Annotated in this window: 22 protein-coding genes; 13 read left to right on the top strand and 9 right to left on the bottom strand. The window is 67.1% G+C overall.

The window, feature by feature from the left end; genetic code table 11:
- Positions 1–1,221, bottom strand: a complete 1,221-nt coding sequence (hemW, locus tag B1L11_RS00620; RefSeq protein WP_079312148.1) for a radical SAM family heme chaperone HemW — start codon at positions 1,219–1,221, stop codon at positions 1–3.
- Between the two features lie 113 nt (positions 1,222–1,334).
- On the opposite strand from hemW, the gene B1L11_RS46380 reads away from it, so the two are divergent.
- From B1L11_RS46380 to B1L11_RS44700, 5 genes are all read left to right on the top strand, one after another.
- Positions 1,335–1,475: a hypothetical protein gene (locus tag B1L11_RS46380; protein WP_179154921.1), complete on the top strand. Its 141-nt coding sequence runs from the start codon at positions 1,335–1,337 to the stop codon at positions 1,473–1,475.
- Positions 1,476–1,511: 36 nt separating this feature from the next.
- Complete coding sequence (locus B1L11_RS00615) at positions 1,512–3,023, top strand: recombinase family protein (RefSeq protein ID WP_079312146.1); 1,512 nt, start codon at positions 1,512–1,514, stop codon at positions 3,021–3,023.
- 505 nt (positions 3,024–3,528) lie between these two features.
- Positions 3,529–3,684, top strand: a complete 156-nt coding sequence (locus B1L11_RS46375; protein WP_161628146.1) for a hypothetical protein — start codon at positions 3,529–3,531, stop codon at positions 3,682–3,684.
- Positions 3,681–5,075 carry a replication initiator gene (locus B1L11_RS00610; RefSeq protein WP_079312144.1) on the top strand — a complete coding sequence of 465 codons (1,395 nt, stop codon included), beginning with the start codon at positions 3,681–3,683 and terminating at the stop codon, positions 5,073–5,075. Before B1L11_RS46375 ends, B1L11_RS00610 begins: the two co-directional genes overlap by 4 nt.
- A 104-nt stretch (positions 5,076–5,179) precedes the next feature.
- Positions 5,180–5,884, top strand: a complete 705-nt coding sequence (locus B1L11_RS44700; protein WP_143736795.1) for a hypothetical protein — start codon at positions 5,180–5,182, stop codon at positions 5,882–5,884.
- A 126-nt stretch (positions 5,885–6,010) separates the two neighbouring features.
- On the opposite strand, the gene B1L11_RS00605 is transcribed toward B1L11_RS44700, so the two are convergent.
- Positions 6,011–6,280, bottom strand: coding sequence for a GntR family transcriptional regulator (locus B1L11_RS00605; protein ID WP_076437814.1), 270 nt, complete (start codon positions 6,278–6,280; stop codon positions 6,011–6,013).
- 131 nt (positions 6,281–6,411) lie between these two features.
- Here B1L11_RS00605 and B1L11_RS00600 point away from each other — a divergent pair, with 131 nt between their 5' ends.
- The 3 genes from B1L11_RS00600 to B1L11_RS44695 all read left to right on the top strand — a co-directional run bounded on the left by B1L11_RS00600 (position 6,412) and on the right by B1L11_RS44695 (position 8,697).
- On the top strand, positions 6,412–6,753 hold the full coding sequence (locus B1L11_RS00600) for a hypothetical protein (RefSeq protein ID WP_079312140.1): 342 nt from the start codon (positions 6,412–6,414) through the stop codon (positions 6,751–6,753).
- Positions 6,754–6,766: 13 nt separating this feature from the next.
- Entirely contained in the window at positions 6,767–7,069 is a 303-nt protein-coding gene (locus tag B1L11_RS00595) for a hypothetical protein (RefSeq protein WP_079312138.1), read from the top strand.
- 218 nt (positions 7,070–7,287) lie between these two features.
- Positions 7,288–8,697 carry a HEPN domain-containing protein gene (locus tag B1L11_RS44695; protein ID WP_143736794.1) on the top strand — a complete coding sequence of 470 codons (1,410 nt, stop codon included), beginning with the start codon at positions 7,288–7,290 and terminating at the stop codon, positions 8,695–8,697.
- A gap of 967 nt (positions 8,698–9,664) precedes the next feature.
- On the opposite strand, the gene B1L11_RS54410 is transcribed toward B1L11_RS44695, so the two are convergent.
- Together B1L11_RS54410 and B1L11_RS44690 are read right to left on the bottom strand one after the other, a co-directional pair.
- Positions 9,665–10,060, bottom strand: coding sequence for a RusA family crossover junction endodeoxyribonuclease (locus tag B1L11_RS54410; RefSeq protein WP_372974631.1), 396 nt, complete (start codon positions 10,058–10,060; stop codon positions 9,665–9,667).
- 354 nt (positions 10,061–10,414) lie between these two features.
- Positions 10,415–10,714 carry a hypothetical protein gene (locus B1L11_RS44690; protein WP_143736793.1) on the bottom strand — a complete coding sequence of 100 codons (300 nt, stop codon included), beginning with the start codon at positions 10,712–10,714 and terminating at the stop codon, positions 10,415–10,417.
- 66 nt (positions 10,715–10,780) lie between these two features.
- Here B1L11_RS44690 and B1L11_RS00585 point away from each other — a divergent pair, with 66 nt between their 5' ends.
- Together B1L11_RS00585 and B1L11_RS00580 are read left to right on the top strand one after the other, a co-directional pair.
- Entirely contained in the window at positions 10,781–11,896 is a 1,116-nt protein-coding gene (locus tag B1L11_RS00585) for a glycoside hydrolase family 18 protein (RefSeq protein WP_218670818.1), read from the top strand.
- Between the two features lie 184 nt (positions 11,897–12,080).
- The gene (locus B1L11_RS00580) at positions 12,081–12,386 is read left to right on the top strand and encodes a hypothetical protein (protein WP_143736792.1); all 306 of its coding nucleotides are present in this window, start codon (positions 12,081–12,083) and stop codon (positions 12,384–12,386) included.
- A gap of 378 nt (positions 12,387–12,764) precedes the next feature.
- On the opposite strand, the gene B1L11_RS00570 is transcribed toward B1L11_RS00580, so the two are convergent.
- Both B1L11_RS00570 and lepA read right to left on the bottom strand, forming a co-directional pair.
- The gene (locus B1L11_RS00570) at positions 12,765–13,412 is read right to left on the bottom strand and encodes an MOSC domain-containing protein (RefSeq protein WP_079312130.1); all 648 of its coding nucleotides are present in this window, start codon (positions 13,410–13,412) and stop codon (positions 12,765–12,767) included.
- 68 nt (positions 13,413–13,480) lie between these two features.
- On the bottom strand, positions 13,481–15,304 hold the full coding sequence (gene lepA, locus B1L11_RS00565) for a translation elongation factor 4 (RefSeq protein WP_256862106.1): 1,824 nt from the start codon (positions 15,302–15,304) through the stop codon (positions 13,481–13,483).
- A gap of 119 nt (positions 15,305–15,423) precedes the next feature.
- Between lepA and B1L11_RS00560 the strand changes: the two genes are divergently transcribed.
- Both B1L11_RS00560 and rpsT read left to right on the top strand, forming a co-directional pair.
- Positions 15,424–16,500 carry a hypothetical protein gene (locus B1L11_RS00560; RefSeq protein WP_256862105.1) on the top strand — a complete coding sequence of 359 codons (1,077 nt, stop codon included), beginning with the start codon at positions 15,424–15,426 and terminating at the stop codon, positions 16,498–16,500.
- A 137-nt stretch (positions 16,501–16,637) separates the two neighbouring features.
- The gene (gene rpsT, locus B1L11_RS00555) at positions 16,638–16,910 is read left to right on the top strand and encodes a 30S ribosomal protein S20 (protein ID WP_079312124.1); all 273 of its coding nucleotides are present in this window, start codon (positions 16,638–16,640) and stop codon (positions 16,908–16,910) included.
- 69 nt (positions 16,911–16,979) lie between these two features.
- Here rpsT and B1L11_RS00550 read toward each other — a convergent pair whose 3' ends face one another.
- Complete coding sequence (locus tag B1L11_RS00550) at positions 16,980–18,188, bottom strand: MFS transporter (protein ID WP_079312122.1); 1,209 nt, start codon at positions 18,186–18,188, stop codon at positions 16,980–16,982.
- Positions 18,189–18,254: 66 nt separating this feature from the next.
- Here B1L11_RS00550 and B1L11_RS00545 point away from each other — a divergent pair, with 66 nt between their 5' ends.
- The gene (locus B1L11_RS00545) at positions 18,255–18,752 is read left to right on the top strand and encodes a MarR family winged helix-turn-helix transcriptional regulator (RefSeq protein ID WP_204047091.1); all 498 of its coding nucleotides are present in this window, start codon (positions 18,255–18,257) and stop codon (positions 18,750–18,752) included.
- An 18-nt stretch (positions 18,753–18,770) separates the two neighbouring features.
- On the opposite strand, the gene holA is transcribed toward B1L11_RS00545, so the two are convergent.
- Positions 18,771–19,736, bottom strand: a complete 966-nt coding sequence (gene holA, locus B1L11_RS00540) for a DNA polymerase III subunit delta (protein WP_218670817.1) — start codon at positions 19,734–19,736, stop codon at positions 18,771–18,773.
- 331 nt (positions 19,737–20,067) lie between these two features.
- Positions 20,068–20,835, bottom strand: coding sequence for an SDR family NAD(P)-dependent oxidoreductase (locus B1L11_RS00535; RefSeq protein ID WP_079312118.1), 768 nt, complete (start codon positions 20,833–20,835; stop codon positions 20,068–20,070).
- Between the last annotated feature and the right edge of the window lie 40 nt (positions 20,836–20,875).

The following is a 20,875-nucleotide window of genomic DNA, read 5'->3' as shown; positions in this document are numbered from 1 at the left end:
CTAGGGAGTCAGGTCCCGGACCACGGCGTCGGCGAGCAGCCTGCCGCGCAGCGTGAGCACGGCCCGGCCCGCCTTGAACGCCTCCACCTCCAGCAGGCCCTCCGCCAGCGCCCGCGCGCACGCCGTACGCGCCTGGGGGGCGAGGTCGGCGAGCGGGAAGCCCGAGTCGAGACGCAGCTCCAGCATGACCCGCTCGACGGCCCTGTCCTCCGCCGACAGCACCTCGCGGGCGTGCGCGGGCGAGGTCCCGGCCGCCAGGCGGGCGGCGTACGCCGCGGGGTGCTTGACGTTCCACCAGCGGGTGCCGCCGACGTGGCTGTGCGCCCCCGGCCCGGCCCCCCACCAGTCGCCGCCGGTCCAGTAGAGCAGGTTGTGGCGGCAGCGGGCCTCGTCGCCCGCCGCCCAGTTGGAGATCTCGTACCAGCTCAGGCCGGCGGCCGTCAGCATCTCCTCGGCGATCAGGTAGCGGTCGGCCGCCACGTCGTCGTCCGGCATCGGCAGCTCGCCGCGCCGGATCCGGGCGGCAAGCCGGGTGCCGTCTTCGACGATCAGCGAGTACGCCGAGACGTGGTCGGGCCGGGCGGCCAGCGCGGCCTCCAGGGAGGCACGCCAGTCGTCGTCGCTCTCCCCCGGCGTGCCGTAGATCAGGTCGAGGTTGACGTGCTCGAACCCGGCCGCGCGGGCCTCCCGTACGGCCTCGGCGGGCCGGCCGGGGGTGTGCCGCCGATCGAGCACGGCCAGGACGTGCTCGCCCGCGCTCTGCATCCCGAAGCTCACCCGCGTGAACCCGCCCGCCCGCAGTTCCTTCAGGTAGGTCTCGTCCACCGATTCCGGGTTGGCCTCGGTCGTCACCTCGGCGTCCGGCCGCAGGCCGAACTCCTCGCCGATGGCGTCGAGGATCCGTACGAGGTCGGCGGCGGGCAGCAGGGTCGGCGTGCCGCCGCCGAAGAAGACGGTCTCCACGGGCGGCGCGGCGTCTCCCAGCACGCGCCGGGCCAGCCGTATCTCCTCGACCGCGGTGGCGGCGTAGTCGCGCTGCGCGGCGCCGGGCCCCAGCTCGGCCGCCGTGTAGGTGTTGAAGTCGCAGTAGCCGCAGCGCGTCGCGCAGAACGGCACGTGGACGTAGAAGCCGAACGGACGGGAGCCGAGCCCGTCGAGGGCCCCGGACGGCAGCTCGCCGCTCGCGGGGACGGGGTCGCCGTCGGGAAGCACAGAAGGCACGCTCTCCAGTCTGCCGCCACTCGCGCCCTGCCATTGACGCCCTGATCACAGCGGTCTACGATCGCGGCAATTTACAGGAAACTTTCCTATATAAAAGCGCTCGGGAGGCCGGCGTGCTCATGAGAAGGACCCTCGCCGTGGCGGCCGCCGCCACCCTGGCGGCCGGACTGGTGCCGTCGGCGGCCCAGGCCAGCACCGGCGGCGACCGATACAAGCGGGTCGCCTACTTCATCCAGTGGGGAATCTACGGTTAGAACCTTCCTTGGAGTGCAAACTTCGAGGAGGCCCCCATGGCAGAGGTTGTCCCTGTCGTCTCGTACGCGCGCATCTCGTCGGACGGACGGGGAGACGAGCACGGCGTACAGGATCAGCACAAGGTCAACCGGGAGACCGCCGGGCGGCTCGGCTGGACGATCGTCCACGAGTTCACCGACAACGACAAGTCCGCCGCCAAGGCCAACGTCGTACGCGACGCCTTCGAGGCCATGGTCAAGGCGCTTCGCGCCGGACGCCTCGCGGACGGGACACCTATAGAAGGTGTGGTGATCGTCGCTGAGGACCGGCTGGCACGCCGTCCCGGCGACTACGAACGCTTCGTGGAAGCCTTCACCTATCGCGACGGGCGGGTCTTCGCCGACGCTCGCGGGCCGAAGGACCTCTACAGCGAGGACACCGAGAGCATGGGCCTGTTCGGGGCCGTGATCTCGAAGATGGAAGTCCGGAAGATGCAGCGGCGCATGCGTCGCTCTCACCGGGCGCGGGCCGAGCAGGGCGTACCGGTGGGCGGGCCTCGTCCGTTCGGCTGGCTGGCCGATCGCGTCACCATTCATCCCGAAGAGGGGCCGCTGCTGCGCGAAGCGGTAGACGCGATCATCGCCGGGGGCTCTCTTCGCGCGATCGTGATGAAGTGGCAGCAGCTCGGGGTGCGTACGACGCGGGGGAACGAGTGGTCACGCCGTTCTCTGCGGGCCACCCTGTCCAGCCCTCGACTCTGCGGGTGGCGGGAGATCAACAGTGAACTGGTCCGCGACGTGGACGGCAATCCGGTGGTCGGCAAGTGGGAAGCCCTGATCACACCCGACGAACTGCTTGCCGTGCGGGCCGCCTTCCTGCGCACCTCCCGAGAGAAGGCCGATCAGTACGCGGCCCTGGGGATGCGCTTCGATCAGCGTGAGCACCGCTATCTCCTGTCGGGCATCCTCCGGTGCGGCAAGCCCAAGGCCGATGGGACCGGCATCTGCAACGCGCCCCTGCGGGTTCGGCCGGCACGCGGAGGGGTTCACCTCTACGTCTGTCCCGCTCCGAGCGACGGCGGATGCGGGGGCGTCGGGCGGCGCGGTGACCGGGTGGACGTGTTCCTATCCGAGCTGGTCCTGGCGAAGCTCGACGAGTCTCCCGACGCGGACACGGAGGACGTCCCTTGGGCCGGTGAGCAAGAGCTGAACGACAAGAAGGAGCAGCTCGCCGAACTCACCCGGCAGTGGAACGCGCGCACGATCAGCAACGAACTGTTCTTCATGCTCGTCCCGTCGCTTGAGCAGCGGATCAACGAGTTGCGGCGGGAGGGCCAGGCGTACACGGCGGCCAAGGAACGCAAGCGGGCTCGGCGCATCGTTGACGGGGCCGACATACGACGGCGCTGGTATCTGCCCGAGGACCAGGGCGGCCTCTCCATGGGCACGAAGCGCGCGATGGTCATGGAGGCGTTCCATGCGGTGATCGTCCATCCGGTGGGCAAGGGCATGGGGTCGTGGGGCAACTTCGACCCGAACGCGCTCGAACCCGTTTGGCGGGAGGACTGACGCCCTTACCTCAGCGTGACATCTGCCTTCCTCTCCTCCCTACGCAGACATACGCCAGCGAACGCCGATGGACGCCAGTGAACGCCAGCGAACAACGGTGGACAGTCCCGAGAAGGGCCATGCGCGGAACGCTGACCTGGATAAATACGTTCTCCGGGTGGTACATCTGAGAGGGCAAGGGCTCCGTCCGCGACAGGGCGGAAAGGCATTTACAACAGCGAGCTACCGGCTGCGACAGATTCGAGCACAGGGGAACCACCGGGCAAACAACACAACAGATAGGCCGTTCCGCTGGAGGGACCCGGCCCAGCGGTAGGCCCCCTCGACGTGCTCACCGGTTCACCGTCGCATAAAACACTCCACATATCGCCTCGCTGAAAGCACCACCGCACTACAGACCTGCTTCGGTCTGCTCTGCGCTGGTGCTTTGTCTTTCCCGGGTTCGCGCGAGGGGGCTTCCTACGAGGAAAGGAGGTCTCCGCTGGTACCCGAGGAACTGGGTCCAATGGCTGCGCTGGCTGAGGAGTGGTGCAAGCGGCAGCTCGAACGCTCGCCCCGGTGGGGCGTCAACAAGTGGCGGCGGCTGGCCGCCATCCACGGTGCCGAGTACGTCGGCGACGCGCACGACACCGCCTCCGACAGCGGGAGGGACGCCGCGTGAGCGAACTCCCTCCCCTCTCCCCCGATGTCCTCGCCGCCGCCCAACGCGCCGCCATGCCGGACTTCGCCCGGTGGCAGGAGATGGTGCGCGCCACGGGCGGCTGTGCCCAGCCGATCCGGCTGCAAGGTCGCCGGATCACCTTCGATGCCGGGTTGGAGGTGCTGGACGTCTACCGGACGGCCGACGAGCCGACCGGCTACCTGCTGACCGCGTGCGGCAACCGTCGTGCGTCCCGGTGCCCGGCCTGCTCGGAGGTCTACCGGGACGACACCTACCACCTGATCCTGTCCGGCCTGCGCGGCGGCAAGGGCGTCCCCGAGGACGTGAGCGCTCATCCCCGCGTCTTCACCACGTTCACCGCCCCCTCGTTCGGCGCGGTCCACGCTCGTCGTATGAAGGGAGACAAGGTGTTGCCGTGCCGTCCCCGGCGGGACAACCCGGTGTGCGAGCACGGCAGGCCGGAAGGCTGCGGGGTCCGACATGCCGACGGTGATCCCCAGGTCGGGCAGCCGGTCTGTGTGGACTGCTACGACTACCGGGGCGCGGTCCTGTGGAACGCCCATGCCGGTGAGCTGTGGCGGCGCTTCACCCAGGCGCTACCGGCGACCTTCGCCCGGCACCTCGGCATCTCTCGGGCCGAGCTTCGACGGCGGCTGCGGCTGTCGTACACCAAGGTGGCCGAGTACCAGGCACGGGGCCTGGTCCACTTCCACGCGGTGATCCGCCTCGACGGCCCGGACGGCCCGTCCGATCGTCCGCCGGACTGGGCGACCGTGCCCGTGCTCCAGGCGGCGATTCGGGAAACCGCGGCTGCGGTCTCGGTTCCCGTACCGGACGATGACCCGTCGTTCGTCGGCCGGTGGGGAACGCAACTCGACGTGGACCCCATCTATGTCGCGACGGGGTTGGAGGGCGTCGCGGATCAGCGGGTGGCGGCCTACATCGCCAAGTACGCCACCAAGGGGGCCGAGTCAGCCGGGACCGTGGACCGGCCGATCCGGGAGGTCGCCGACGTCGCGCGGCTCGACGTCACCGAGCATGCCCGGCGCATGATCTACACCTGCTTCGCCCTGGGGAACGATCCGGCCTACCGGCTGATCCCGTTGCGGCAGTGGGCGCACATGCTCGGCTACCGGGGCCACTTCTCGACCAAGAGCCGCCACTACTCGACCACGCTCGGCGCGCTTCGGCGGGTGCGCGCCGATCACCAGGCCGAGCGGGCTCGGGAACGGCACGGCCTGCCTCCTCGCGACGAGCGAGAGACGGTCACAGTCGGCCAGTGGCGCTTCGCCGGAAGCGGATACCGGCACGGCGAACACCTGTGGGCCGAGCTGATCCGGCAACGCATCGCCACCGCACGCCAAATCGCTCGAAAGCAGGAGCGGCCATAGTCGACACTGGCTTGCAACCACGTCGACAGTACTGCCGCGGCACGCGCTGCCTCCGGCTCGCGAGGTCTTCATGAGACCTCGAATTTAGTAGGGACGATAGTTAGTTGCCTGGAAACCAGGGACAGCGCTATCGTACTCATTCTCTCGTCGATTCGAGCACAAAGAAAGAAAAATTCATGACGAATAATTATCGCGATCTTTATGCAGCTATCGGTCGCGTGGCAAGCGAAAGCGCAAATATTGAGGCAACTCTACGATGGATTTTCTGCGCATACGTGCGCGCCGAAAGCGACTATTCCGACGGAGAGAATCTCACAGTACTATTCGAAGGGCAGTCATGGGAGTGGCTCGCAAATAATTTATCCATAGTCCTGAAAGTTAGAATGGAGCACGATCTTCATGATTTTGAAGAATATAAGGAGCTTGCATCGATACTCCCTTCTTTGACCGCTCTTCGAGAACGGCGAAATCTCGTCATACATGGCGTCTGGACTATATGTAGCCAGGACGAAAATGACGGTTTATGCGACCTGTGGGATTCTTCTCCTCCTCCCGCCGCAGACGCCGGCCCCGTTTACCACTTCTACCGGAGTAGGCTGCGCAAGTTTTTCGGCGCCGAGGCGCATATGACTACGTCGGACGTTGAACGACTGGCGGATGAGCTGCAGGAAGCAGACGCAAAGATCACAGCTGCGTGGCGAACGGGAGAAGAAACTCGACGCGAGTGGCAGGAACGACTGATGCGAGCAATGCTCGAGTCCCGCAACAAGAAGCTAGCTTCCAGCGATGGCGCTGATAGCCCAGAGTGATGCAGTCGAGCGGTGACTACGCAAAGCTACCGTCCTCGGCTCGCTGGCATCTACGCTTGGTGCGCCTTCCATCGTCTTGCTGACAACCGATAGAAGGCAGAAGGCCCCCGATCCGTTCGGGGGCCTTCACTCGTCTTCGGTGTCTCGCCGGGGCGGGCCGCCAGTCTCGGGGTCGGCGACGAAGGTTCCCTTGCCCAGCACGGTGTAGACGTCTCCGGCCTTGAGCAGTTCGTTGATGACCCGGCGTGCGGTGCCCTTGGCGATGCCGAACTCCTCGGCCATGCGGGGTTCACCAGGGATGGGGTGCCCCACCTGGTATTCGCCCGTCCGGATACGCCGTCGTATCTCTTCGAGGACGGCTTCCCATTTGAGCTGGTCAGGCCGGAACTCGATCACGGGCTCAAGAGTAGGAATGAAAGCGTTCCATGTCGTTACCAGAGGTACCTAGAGGTACCTAGGAGAAGGACTAGGTAGGGGTAGGAAGGTTGGCGTACGCTCAACCCGTCAGCGAGACAGATGGGAGAGCCATGCGTCAGATCACGATCAGGGCCGGAAGCGTCAACCAGCAGGCGGGCATCCTGGCCGCCCTCGGCGACCTGCTCCGGTCCCAAGGGGTCCACGTTCGGTTCATAAGCCACATCACCCTGCGGATGACCGGGTTCCCGGTGCAGGAGAAGGCGGGCTCGGAGCTGGACGTCTACGGCTTCGGCGGACAGGTCGCGACGGTCACCATCGACCAGGAGAACAAGCCGCGCCGCTTTCTGATCAAGCTGCCGAAGTCCGGGACCGTGGTTCCGCTGCCCTCGGTCGACCAACCGCAGTCCGCCGTCCGGTGGATCGTCGGCTGGGCCAACGGCGGAGCGCAGTAGGGCGGCGGCTCTGATGGCGGCCACCTTCCTGGACCCGAACGAAGGATGCCTGAGCCCGCACTGGGAGATGCGCCAAGAAGATCACGTGAAGCTCGTGTGGCATAAGCCCTTCGAGGGGGTGGGGCGTGTGCGCGTTCTCGCCTGGACCTGCGACTGCCGAGCCGTCGTCTACGAACTGCTCCAGGCCGGCGGGCAGGCGTTCATCCGCAAGACCACCCAGGCGGAACCGACACCAAAGGTCAAAGAGACGCACCGCTGGCCCATCGAGGAGGCCCACAGGGTGTGGCACGCCCTTCTGCTCGGCGAGATGCGATAGACGGTCCAGCCCTCACGCGCCCCGCTCATTCGGGCGGGGCCGCACCTGTGTCTACGACCCGCACCGCTCTTCTCTGCGCTCGGCGGGATTGGGTCTGCATCAATCTCGTGGAAGCGGACGACAATACGCACCGTACCGGGCATCGCGAGGCTATGTTGTGTAGTTTCGGGGCATTTATAGCAAACTGCGCCGTTAGCCCGCCGGACTAGGATGTGCCCATGACGCAAAGCACGCCGACTGAAGCTGACCTGTGGAACTACGTCCGCACTCCGACGATCGACGCTATCGCCAAGATCAAAAGGTACAAGCAGGGTGTGTCAGAAGGATTAATAACCACCGACAATAACATGCTTAAGCATGGCTATAAATCATTGTTCGACAGCCCTCCATCGGGAGAACGGGCGAGTTTCTACAACTACAATGACCTAGACGGACTACAGAGGCTGTACCAGCAGGTGCAGTCATTGCCGGTGGTAGCACTAAAGTTCTTACTTCCAAATGACCGCGAAGAGCCCCTGGATTTCGCCAAGATCCTTCTCCACGAAGTGGCTATGATTCCCATTCTCCTTGCAGATAGGTATGTTGCGGCGCATGAAGACCGGGTTGAAGTCGACGAGACAGTATTGGAGTATCTATACCGTGAGCAGGAATCCTACCTACTGGCCGACGATCTGAGAATGGACGTGTACGTACCGATTTTAGGCGCCCAAATAGCAGAAGAGAGTGTTTTTAGTAAGATCTCGATTGTCAGATTGAGCAAGGCACAGCAACAGTCGCTTGCAGATGTGCCGCACGTTTCCCCTTATGACGCGGGACGATTAAGTGCAGCAACACATGCATTGAAGCTCGAGAACGTTCCGGCCTTCGCAGGGGGGTGCGGCCTGTACTTTGCACTGGAACCGTACGAGCCAACCTTTGAATTGGTGGAGGAGTTTTTTGAGGCAGCATCAATAGAGTCTTCCAGCTCTATAGGCTATGCACAGATGCTGCTAGAGCCTATTGAATGGTTTGGAGACATAGATCATACCGGCAACACGAGATCCGTATATCTCTTCAGGGACTACGCAACTCGAATCGATAATCTCACGCGTCATGCAGGCGAACTAAATCTGGATCAGCTTGCGCACGTGAACCTATATTTCGAAAAGATGAGCCGCAGTCATCCCAGCATCCGAGTAGCGACACGACGCCTCTCGGCCGCACGAACAAGGGACAACGACGAGGACCGCATAGTTGACCTGTGCATAGGTCTAGAAGCCCTGCTGGGTGGGGGGTCAGGCTCCGGCGAGATCGTCCACAAGATCTCCCTGCGTGCAGCCGCAATGCTGTCACGGTATGGCTGGGGTGGCAGCGGGGGGATTTTGAGTGCAATCAAAGACGTCTACTCTTATCGGTCTAGAGTTGTTCATGGCGTTCCTGGCCCACACAAAAAGCAACTTCTCCATCTGGACGGCATGCCGATCCACGCCTCCCGCCTTGCCCTGGCAGCCTTGTCCCAAATACTACGCATTGCTCTGACGGTGGATGGATTTAATCCAGACAAAGTCGATGAGATGTTTGTGTACTCTGCGCTGGATATAGCTGCGACCCACGTTACAGAGAAAGATTGTCCCAACGAATCTAACTAAAGATCAGAATCGATGGTCACACATACGTCGCAAGTTGCGTTATTGAGACATCCTCGACTAATTGCCGAACTGTGTAGGCAGTAGGTCTTCCCGCGTCGAGGTCAGCTGCAGCCTCAGTGGCCTGGACCTCCGTGAGGCCAACGCGGCGATGCCATCCCCACTCTTACCTCGTGATCTCGCATGTGGAGTATCGCTCTGACCTGAAGGGCCGCATGCGGGCCGTATGAGTGAGCGAACGCACTGTCGAGCTGCGTACCTGCGAGGAGATCGGACTTCTTCACCGGGCCGCGCTGCGGCCCGGACTGACTGGTGAACGTCCATCGCTGGCGACCCGATGACCGCGTACTCGACAGGGACCGGGACGTCCCGCGCATCGGCCGGAGAGCGGTCGAGCTGTGATCGGCTCGGGGATGCTGCGGCGGGCGCCGGCGGCGGAAGCCGAGCGGCTGCGGGCCGAACTCGAACCCTACGTACGGCATCGCCGCCGACGTGAAGGAAGGCTACGGCATTGCGCTGGTGTCGGTGCGGGTAGATCTCGTTATTCGGCGGGAGCCGGGGACCGGACGAGTGGCGCTATCGCTGGCGGACCGGCCGAATGGAAGAGCACATCGGGCGGTACGTCTATACCGGATGCAGGACGGACGCACTACCAGGCTGCAGTGCGTCGGTTCGCGGTCCGGTACAGCTCTCATCCCCTGTGACGGTCCATGTCCCTTAACGTGGACAGGAACTCGCTTCCCCGGGCGATCAGTCCCGTGCCGTCGCGCCGCTCGGGGAGCGGATTTGTGGCCCGCACCACTCCTCCCCCGCCCCCGATAGCTGCGGACATCAGTGGCCCGGCCGAGGTGTCAATGCCGTCTTCGCGTGTCCGTCCACCAACGACGTACACCGCAACCCCGCAATCAACCCGCACAGACGGCGTTGACGCCGACCAAGGGCCACGAACAATCGAGCAGCGGGGGCGGGGCTAGATGACTATCCTCTTCCCTGTAAGCACTATTGGATCAGCTGGATTATCGTAAATGACATCCGCTTGCCATGGATGGACCGCCGCGGCACGGACCGTATACATGCCAACGGTTCCGCCATATTCGATTCTCCGAGTCGTTAAGCATTGCACTTGCTTGTCGTTCTTGTATAGGACACCCTCCATGCTGTCCAGCAATCCCTTAACCAGGTTATCCACATCGGCAACTCTCTTGTTGCGAGGGACGAGCGAGACGATGGTCAAGCATATCGGGCTATTCATCCAGGGGCCGGAAAATCCTCGGTCGCGAAGTTGTTCCTTCACTGCCTCAGTGATGGCCCTATCCTGCTTGGAAGATTGGCGAGACCACGGGTCAACCTGAATATGGAACGTCATTACCAGTAGTAGTTTGCCCTGCTCGTCCATAAGCGGTTCACACGCATAGCAACTGCCCCCGATTCGCCGAGCTTTGTCTAGTGGCGTCAGGCTTAATGCGCTCCATATGCGAGGGGCCCGATACGCAAGGACGGGGGGGTCCTCGAAAGAATGCAACCATTCGTAAACTGCCTTGCGTTCCTGGTTACTCGGAGGGCGGGTCAGGGAGGTCCTGTGGCCTCCTCATAAGATTGCCAGACGGCCTCCAGTCGCTCCTCGTAGGACGATTCCATCCCCAAAGCGCGAATAGCGGCGTCAACAGGATGCTCCAACCGATTTGTCCTTCTCGTGATGGGAACGACAGTTCGGACGATTCTACATGGAACCTGCGGCCTCGTACTGGCATAGCTCTTCGTTAGCCAGCCCGGTGCTGCTCTGCGCGGGGCGGCGCGGGCCGGGACCGGCCGGAGAGCCGCATGCCCGGCCCGCTGGCCGCCCGGCGCGCTGCGAGCCGCCGCAGCGGCTCGCCTTGACCTTGTAGAGAAAGTCCTCGCCGATACGTGGTCGTTTGTCGCTGCCTTCGGGCATGGCGATAAGTGCTGGCGGCGCAAGGTACGGCGGCACAACGGCATCGGAGCATGTCAGGGGGAAGTCGCGCTGGATGGTGGTCGCCAAGCTCCAGGCTGACATTCCTACGAAGACATGTTGCGCCAAGGGCGGTACTAGGGACGGAACTTCCATGTGAAGGACGTGGACGCCAGCGGCGCCGCCGCGAAGCTGACCCACCTCAACTACGCCTTCGGGTTCGTCGGCCCCGAGGGCACCTGCTACTCCGCCGACCCCTGGGCCGACTGGCAACGCCCCGTACCCGCAGAACAGAGCGTCGACGGCGCCGCCGACACCGACGACCAGCCACTCAAGGGCAACCTCGGCCAGCTCAAGAAGCTCAAGGCCCGCCACCCCAGCCTCAAGGTCCTCATCTCCCTCGGCGGCTGGACCGGCTCCAAATACTTCTCCGACGCCGTCCTCACCCCCGAGTCCCGGGCCAGACTCGCCGCCTCCTGCGTCGACCTGTGGCTCAAGGGCGACCTGCCCGGACTGCCCCCCGGCGCCGCCGCCGCCGGCGTCTTCGACGGTATCGACCTCGACTGGGAATGGCCCGGCTCGGCCGGCAACGACGGCAACGTCATCCGCCCCGAGGACAAGCAGAACCTCACCCTGTTCCTCACCGAACTACGCCGCCAGATGAAGGCCCACGACCGGCGCGACGAACTCACCGCCTTCCTCCCCGCCGCCGCCACCAAGATCGACGCCGGCTTCGAGGTGCGCAAGGTCTTCGACCAGCTCGACTTCGCCACCGTCCAGGGCTACGACCTGCACGGCCCCTGGGAGAACCGCACCGGCCACCAGGCCAACCTGCTCACCGACCACCGCGACCCCAACGACGTGAAGTTCAGCGTCGACCAGACCGTACGCGACTACATCGCACGCGGCGCGCCCAAACAGAAGATCGTCATCGGCGTCCCCGCCTACGGCCAGGGCTGGACCGGTGTCACCTCCGGCGGCGACGGCCGCTACGCCACCGCCACCGGCCCCGCCCCCGGCACCTGGGCCCCCGGCAGCGACGACTACAAGAACCTCGTCAACAAGCCTGGCAAGCGCTACCGCGACCTGCTCACCGGCACCCAGTGGCTCTACGACGGCAACGAGTTCTGGTCCTACGACGACCCCGCCGTCATGCTGCAGAAAGCCGCCTACATCCGCCTCAAGGGCCTCGGCGGCTCCATGCTCTGGTCCATCGACCAAGACGACAACAAAGCCTCCCTCACCACCGCCCTCTACTCCATCCTCCGCTGACGGGCCGTGCGGAAGGGGCGCCCGGCCCCTTCCGCACCACAGCCGGGCGACCGCTGACGGCGCGGGCTTATTGACACTGGGAACGGCAAGGGCCCGCTCGGCGAGCCCACTTTCTGTCGGTGGGACCTGCTGTACTGCTGACGGTCCCAGCACAGCTGGCCTGAACCGATGAGGAGGGGTGTTCATGGCCTTCCTGTCCATCCACACCATGACCGGCGACGCCGACGATTTGCTCGCCCGTAAGCAGCGGCACATGGATCCCGTGGTCGAGCGCCTCGCCCCGAGGCACGGCGCGATCCTCTCGATCACCAGCGCGACCGACGAGGGCATCATCACCGTGAATCTGTGGCAGAGCGCCGAGGGAGCCGCCGCCTTCAGCAGGGAACCGGAGGCGCTTCAGGCCCAGAAGGACTCCGGTCTCCCCATGCCGTCGAGCTTCCAGCGCTTCACGGACGCGACCGTCACCTGCTATCGGGACACCCAAGGCTGACTGATGTACCGCGTGGCTTCCTTGCCTGGGCAGGCATTCTGCGGAACCTTCGTGTTGTCCGGCCCGAACGGGGATTCGTCGAGTCCGAGGCCCGTCCAGTAGACGCCGAAGGCCGCCTGGGGCGGCTCGTTTCCGGGGCGGACGGCGAAGAACTCCGAGACGTAGCGCTGGCCGTCCATCGTCCTGCCGTGCAGTTCCAGCCTCACCCGGCGCGGCCGTGCAGCCCGTCGCGCACGACACGAGGGCGGCTGCGGCGATCAGTCGTGCGGTCAGGGACATGACGACGCCTCACGCGGCTGGGGGTCGGCCCGTCATTCTACGGAAGTCACCTGCACCCGCGGGCCACGGCCGAAACCGAGGGCCGCGGACACTTCTTGATCAGGACGCGGCCACGTCGGTCCGGGTCCCGAGCACGCGCTCGGCGATGCGGTCCCACTTGTCGCTGTGCCCGGGGAGGGCGAGGATCCGCAGCAACAGGTCCCCGTCGCCGTGGTAGGCCCGGAACGACTCGGCGATCGTCACGCTGTCCGAGGGCCGGTCGAGCACCTCGATCTCGTCGCCGGCGCCGAGCTCGCCCTGTTCGATCACCCGGAAGTACGCCCCGGTGCGGTTCTCGTCGGTGAAGCGCTTCACCCAGCCGCGCTCGTCCAGCCAGTTGCGGAACACCACGCAGGGGACGCGGGGGGCGGTGACCTCCAGGACGGCCGTGCCGACCCGCCACCGCTCCCCGAGGACCGCGCCGGTCACGTCGGCCCCGACCGTCGTGAGGTTCTCCCCGAACTGACCGTCGCGCAGGTCACGGCCCATCCGGGGCTCCCACCAGTCGTAGTCCTCCCGCGCGTAGGCGTACACCGCCTGGTCCGGGTGGCCGTGGTTGGCGACGTCGGCGCGTTCGTCGCCCGCCAGGCCGTTCTCGTGTACGGCGACCCGGCCCTCGGCCTTCCGCTTGTCGATCGCCGTACGCCGCAGGTTGCCGGCCCACTCGGCGTCGACGGCCCGGCCCACGTTCACAGAGAGGATGCGCATGGCCAAACGTTAACGGATGGTCATGTTTCTCCGCGATGCTATTAAGTTCTGGTCAAGCCAGGCGGTGCCTACTTCTTGTTCTTGTCCGGGGCCTCGGACGAGAGGGCGGCGACGAAGGCCTCCTGGGGGACCTCCACCCGGCCGACCATCTTCATCCGCTTCTTGCCTTCCTTCTGCTTCTCCAGCAGCTTGCGCTTACGGCTGATGTCACCGCCGTAGCACTTGGCGAGGACGTCCTTGCGCATGGCGCGGATGTTCTCCCGGGCGATGACGCGGGCGCCGATAGCGGCCTGGATGGGCACCTCGAACTGCTGCCGCGGGATGAGCTCCTTGAGCTTCTTGGCCATCTCCACGCCGTAGGCGTACGCCTTCTCGCGGTGGACGATCGCGCTGAACGCGTCCACGGTCTCGCCCTGCAGCAGGATGTCCACCTTGACCAGGTCGGCCTCCTGCTCGCCGGACGGCTCGTAGTCGAGCGAGGCGTACCCGCGGGTCTTCGACTTCAGCTGGTCGAAGAAGTCGAAGATGATCTCGCCGAGCGGGAGCGTGTAGCGGATCTCGACCCGGTCCTCCGACAGGTAGTCCATGCCCTGGAGCTGCCCGCGGCGGCCCTGGCACAGCTCCATGATCGCGCCGATGAACTCGGAAGGCGCGAGCACCGTGGCCTTCACCACCGGCTCGAAGATCTGGCCGATCTTCCCGGCCGGGAACTCCGACGGGTTGGTGACGACGTGCTCCTTGCCGTCCTCCATGATCACCCGGTAGATGACGTTGGGCGAGGTCGAGATCAGCGACAGGTTGAACTCGCGTTCCAGCCGCTCACGGACGATCTCCATGTGCAGCAGGCCGAGGAACCCGCAGCGGAAGCCGAAGCCGAGCGCCGCCGACGTCTCCGGCTCGTAGACGAGCGCGGCGTCGTTCAGCCGCAGCTTGTCGAGGGCCTCGCGCAGCTCGGGGTAGTCGTCGCCGTCGATCGGATAGAGCCCCGAGTAGACCATCGGCTTGGGGTGCTCGTATCCGCCGAGGGCCTCCGCGGCGGGCTTGGCCGCGTTCGTGACCGTGTCGCCGACGCGCGACTGGCGCACGTCCTTCACGCCGGTGATCAGGTAGCCCACCTCGCCCACGCCGAGGCCCTGGTCGGACGGCATCGGCTCGGGCGAGATGACGCCGATCTCCAGCAGTTCGTGCTGCGCGCCGGTGGACATCATCAGCACGCGCTCGCGCTTGGACAGGTGGCCGTCGACCACCCTGACGTACGTCACGACGCCCCGATAGGTGTCGTACACCGAGTCGAAGATCAGCGCCCGGGCGGGGACGTCGGCGTTCCCGACGGGCGCCGGGACGTGCTCCACGACGTGGTCGAGCAGTTCCTTGACCCCCACGCCGGTCTTGCCGGACACGCGCAGCACGTCGGCGGGGTCGCAGCCGATCAGCCCGGCGATCTCCTCGGCGTACTTGTCCGGCTGCGCGGCGGGCAGGTCGATCTTGTTGAGGACCGGGATGATGTGGAGGTCGGCGTTCATGGCCAGGTAGAGGTTGGCCAGCGTCTGCGCCTCGATGCCCTGGGCGGCGTCCACGAGCAGGATCGCGCCCTCGCACGCCTCGAGCGACCGGGACACCTCGTAGGTGAAGTCCACGTGGCCCGGGGTGTCGATCATGTTGAGGACGTGGCCGTTCCACGGGAGCCGCACGGCCTGCGACTTGATGGTGATGCCCCGCTCCCGCTCGATGTCCATGCGGTCGAGGTACTGCGCGCGCATCGACCTGTCGTCCACCACGCCGGTGAGCTGCAGCATGCGGTCGGCGAGGGTCGACTTGCCATGGTCGATGTGCGCGATGATGCAGAAGTTGCGGATCAACGCGGGGTCGGTCTGGCCAGGCTGAGTGCGCACCGAGGTCCGTTTCGACAAGATGATTGACTGCTGATCGGGCGGGCCGTCCGCCTCGCCTCGCGCTCGGCGGGCCCTCCCGAGGCTGGCGGACCAGCCACCCTCCATGGTGGCATGTCCGGATGCTTGCCTTGACCACCAGACGTGTTCTGCGATTAGCCGCCGTCGTCGTGGCCGTACCGCTCGCGCTCGCCCTGGCCGGCGCCGCCGCGCTGCGTCTGCAGTTCGCCGGCACGCCCGCCGGATGGGCCAGGACCACCGGCCACGACGCCCTCTGGATGGGCCACGCGTGGGTGGACGGCCGCCGCACCGAGGCCGACGTGCGGGCCCTCGCCGTACGGCTGCGCGCGAGCGGGATCAGGGACGTGTACGTCCACAGCGGGCCGTTCAAGTACGACGGAACCCTGCCGCCCGACCGCTACGCCAACGCCGGAAATTTTCTGAAATGGTGGAGGAAGAACGTGCCCGGCGTCCGGGTGTCGGCCTGGCTCGGCCAGACGGTCAACGACAACGGCAAGCCCCACCTGAGCCTGGCCGACACGGCGACGCGGGCCCGCGTCGTGGCGGGCGCCCGTGACCTGGTCACCCTCGGGTTCGACGGGATCCACTACGACTTCGAACCGGTCTCCGACGGGGACGGGCCGTTCCTCAGCGTCCTGCGCGAGACGCGGCAGGCCATCGGCGCCCGGCCGTTGTCGGTCGCCACCCAGCAGATCGAGCCGCTGACCGGCCTGCGCGCCCCCACCGCCCTCGCCATCGGCCACGACAAGTACTGGACGCCGGACTACTTCCGCCAGGTCGTCGGCCTCACCGACCAGGTGGCGATCATGACGTACGACTCAGGGACGCCCCTGCCGTCCCTGTACGGCGGCTACGTCGCGCGGCAGACCTCGCTCGCCCTCGACCTGGTGCCCAAGGACAAGACCCTCCTCATCGGGGCTCCCGCGTACCACGACCACGGCGTGGCGTACCTCGACTACGCCGAGAGCGTCGAGGCCGCCGCCGAGGGCGCGCGGCTCGCGATCAGCGAGCACGGTCCGCGCACCGAGTTCGGCCTGGCCCTGTACGTCGACTTCGCGGCCACGGAGGAGGACTGGAGGGAGTACGAGCGGGCCTGGGTGCGCGGCGGCGCCGGAGGAGCCGTCGAGTCGTCGGGCGGGCGGGCCGATGTGCGGACCGCGGTGGCCGCGTCGCGATAGCATGAGCGAGGGCGGCCCCGTCGTCGTGATTTGAGCGGCGACCCGGGCTGTTGGTATCCTGTCCAACTGCGTGTGGCGCGCCCTCTCACCAGCCCGCGCGCCCCATCCGACCAAGACTTAACACTGAGGCTTTCTTCGTGGCGAACATCAAGTCCCAGATCAAGCGCAACCGGCAGAACGAGAAGCGCCGGCTGCGCAACAAGGCCGTCAAGTCGTCCCTGAAGACCGCGGTCCGCAAGTTCCGCGAGGCCGCCGACCAGGGCAACGTCGACGACGCCCTCGTCGCGCTCAAGGCCGCGTCCCGGCAGCTCGACAAGGCCGTCAGCAAGGGCGTCATTCACAAGAACCAGGCCGCCAACCGGAAGTCGGCGATCGCAAAGCGCGCCGCCGCCCTGCAGGCCGCCAAGTAGTTCACGCAAGGCGCACGCCGCATCTCCCTCGCGGGGGATGCGGCGTTTTCGCGTACCCGCCGCCGGACCTCAGGCGGGCACGGGCGACTCCACCGCCTCCTCGGTCGTACGCCGCCGGACCTCGGGCAGGGCGAGCACGGCCAGGTTGACCACGGCCACCAGCACCGCCGCGGTGAGCAGCGGAGCCGCGGCGCCGGCCCAGGCGGCGACCGGCGCGGCCGCCGCGAGCCCGAGAGGCCGGGCCGCGTAGGAGATGAGCGCGTCGAACGAGTCCACCCGGCCGAGGGCCTGAGGCTCCACACGCTGCTGCACCACCGTCTCCCACAGCGGCGACAGCATCCCCACACCCAGCATGGCGACGACATACGCGGCGGTCACGACCACGGCCGGCGCGGGAAACGCCGTGGGGAACGCGAAGGCGACGAGCGGGCACGCGTAGACCGCCGCCCCGACAGCCGCGACGGCGAGGGGCCGCCGGATCGGCAGCCTGGGGGCCACGAAGACGCCGAGCACCGCCGCCACCGTTCCCGCCTGCGCGACGGCCACCCAGACCGGCTCCCCGCCCAGGCTGCGTACGGCGATGACCGGGCCGAGGGTCAGCAGGACGCCCGCCCCGAGGTGCCAGACGCCGTGCCCGGCCACGCTGATCAGGAACCAGCGGTGCCGCCGCGCCTCGCGCCACCCTTCCCGCAGGTCGCCGAGGAAGTGATCGCGTACGGCCGCCGGCCGGGGAGCCGTGACCAGGCCGCCCAGTGTGACCGCGGACCCGGCGAACAGGACCCCCGTCAGCAGGAAGGACCAGCCCGGGCCGAGCCACAGTGTCAGTCCTCCGGCGAGCGCGGGGCCGGAGATCTGGGCGAGGCCGGCGGCCACCCCGATGTGGGCGTTCACCCGCAGCCGGCGCTCCGCCGGCACCACTCCGACGACCAGCGGTGACACCGCCGGGACGCCGAAGGCCACCGCGGCTCCGGTGAGCGCGGCGAGTCCCGCCATCACGGCGATTCCGGGACGGCCGAGGAGGAGCAGCGACCCCAGTGTCACCTGGGCGGCGCAGCGGACCAGGTCGGCCACGAGGATCACCCGCCTCGGCGGGAAACGGTCCGCGATCACCCCGCCGACCGGGAGCAGCAGGAGCATGGGCAGCATCTCGGCGGCGAGGACGACACCGAGATCGAGGGCGGAGCCGGTCACCCTGATGACGGCGAGGGTGAGCCCGGTGGGGATGAGGGCGGTGGCGAGCGCCGCGACCGTCCGCCCGGCGACCAGACGTGCAATCATGCGAGGGAAGGTATTTCGCCAGCGAATCTTTCGTCAACGTATTTTTATTCGGCGTAGGATTGTCCCGTGGACGACTCGGTGGACCGGCACATCGCGCGGTGGCGCGGGAAGGCGCCCTTCGACGAACGTGTGGAGGCGATCGTCACCCGCATGCAGTTCCTGGTGAAGCACCTGGCCCAGGCCAAGGACGGCGCACTGGCCGCGGTGGGCCTGCAGGACTTCGAGTACGAGACCCTTCATTGGCTCGGCGCCCGGGGGGAAGGCGGCCGGGCCACCCCGTCGGAGCTCGCCGCCGAGTTGAAGGTCTCCCCCGCCGGCATGACGGGCCGCCTGGACACCCTGGAGAAGGCGGGGCTCGTCCGGCGCATCCGCAGTGCGGAGGACCGTCGCCGGGTGGACGTGGAGCTGACGAGCGAGGGCCGCGCGATCTGGCTCAAGGCGATGGACCTGCGCGGAGAGGTCGAGGACGCGATGGTGGGCGTCCTGGGGCCGGACGACCAGGACGTCCTCGCGGCGCTGCTCAAGCGGATGCTGCTCCGCATGGAGAACCCCGGCCGCGCCTGAGCCGATGGCGGGAGCGGCTCAGCGGGTGCCGCGGCTGGCCACGATCGTGTGCACCGCCTTCTCCAGCGCGTACGCCGGGTCGGTGCCGCCGCCCTTGACCTGCTCGTCGGTGGTGGCCACGGCCTGCAGGGCGGCGGAGATCCCCTCCGGCCCCCAGCCGGCCAGCTGGCGCTTCACCCGGTCGACCTTCCAGGGCGGCATGCCCACATGGCTCGCGAGCTGGCCGCCGCGCAGGTTGCGGGGCGCCCCGCCCACCTTGGCGAGCGAGCGCAGGCCTCCCGCCAGCGCGCTGACGATCAGCACCGGCGCCACGCCCGTGGCGAGGGCCCACCGGACCTGTTCCAGGGCCTCTCCCAGGCGGCCCTCGATCGCCAGGTCGGCGATGGTGAAGCCGCTGACCTCGGCGCGTCCCCGGTAGTACTTCGCGACCGCCGCCTCGTCGATGTTCTTGCCCTCGGTGTCGAAGGCGAGCTGGTTGCAGGCGGCCGCCAGTTCGCGCAGGTCGCTGCCCACGGCGTCGAGCAGCGCCTGGGCGGCGCCGGGCGAGATCGAGCGGCCCTCCCTGCGGACCTCGGCCTTGATGAAGTCGAGCCGCTCTCCCGCCTTCGTCGGCTTGGCCACGGTGACGACGTCGGCGCCCGCCTTCTTCACGCCGTCCACCAGGGCCTTGCCCTTGACTCCGCCGGGATGGGCCAGCACCAGCACCGTGTCGTCGGCCGGATGGGCGGTGTATTTCACGATCTCGGCGATGACGTCCTTCGAGAGGTCCTGTGCCCCCCGGATCACGATGACCGACCGGTCGCCGAACAACGAGGGGGAAGCGAGCCCGGTCAGCTCCCCCGGCTCGACCTTGCTCCCCTGAAGGTCGTGCAGCTCCGCCCCCGGGTCCTCGGCGCGTACCGCCGCCACGATGGAGCCGACGGCGCGATCGGCCAGGAACTCCTCGTCGCCGACGACCAGGGTCACGGGTGCTGGGTTCGCCATGTCACGCAGCATGCCACGCCCAGGCTGCCGGGGCACATCCGCCTTCCGCCTCCACGACGGATCCCAGCGTCCACGGCCGAGTCCGACCGGACGACGCCGACCTCGTCAGGCCGGGACATGCTGCGGGAGGCCGCGTCGGAGGCGGACGACGTGATCCCGCAGCGGGCCGGGTGCCGGCCGGAGGAGGCGGCGGTCGCGCCGGCCCAGCGCGGAGTCAGGGCCTCGGTCGTCCGTCTCGCGCCAGCCGTGCGCAGCGCTTGCGCCGCTGCCGCCGCGCGGACGCCCGCTGTCCGCCTGCCGCTGCCGTGTTGCGGGGGTACGGGTCTGCCGCTCAAATCGCGGTGAACCCGCCATCCGCCGCGACCACGGCGCCCGTGATGAAGCTCGAACGCGGCGATGCGAGGAAGCAGAGCACCTCGGCGATCTCTTCCGGCTTGGCCACCCGGCCGAGCGGCTGGGCGCCGGCGAAGGACGCCAGGTACGCACGACTGTCGGAGCGGAAGGTGTCGAGGAAGTCCGTCTCGATGACGCCCGCGGCCACGATGTTCGCCCGGATGCCCAAGGGCCCGCCCTCGACGGCGAGGACCTTGGTCAACTGGGCCAGTGCCCCCTTGGACGCGCTATAGGCGGCGCCCTCGGGCAGCGCGATCGTGCAGACGTAGGAGCCCGTGCTCACGATGGCTCCACCACCAAGGCTCCGCATCGCACGGAACGCCTCGCGGGCAAAGAAGAAAGAACCCCGGGCGTTGACCGCCATCACGGCGTCCCAGTCCTGCGCCGTCGTCTCTGTGATCGGCTTGTTGAGGGTGCGCCCGGCGTTGTTGACCAGGATGTCGAGACCGCCGAAGACATCGACGGCCTCCCGCACCGCGAGGTGGGCGGTCGCCTCATCGGTGACATCGCCGACAAGGGGGTGCACGCCCGGAAACTCGGTGGGCAGCTCCTTCACCCCGGGGCGTTGATCGACGGCGACGATCTGTGCGCCGCGGTGGTGCAGCAGCCGGACGGTCTCCTTGCCCACGCCGCGCGCGGCCCCGGTGACGAGGGCGACCTTTCCAGCGAACTCGGCGGTCTCGACGGACGAATTCGCAGGTGACATTGTCCACTCCTTGGGTGGTGAGGTCAGACGCCGGTTGCGA

The organism is Microbispora sp. GKU 823 (assembly GCF_002027145.1).
GTDB lineage: Bacteria > Actinomycetota > Actinomycetes > Streptosporangiales > Streptosporangiaceae > Microbispora > Microbispora siamensis.
The sequence above is the reverse complement of the archived record's forward strand: the minus strand, read 5'-3'. Positions and strand labels throughout refer to the sequence as shown.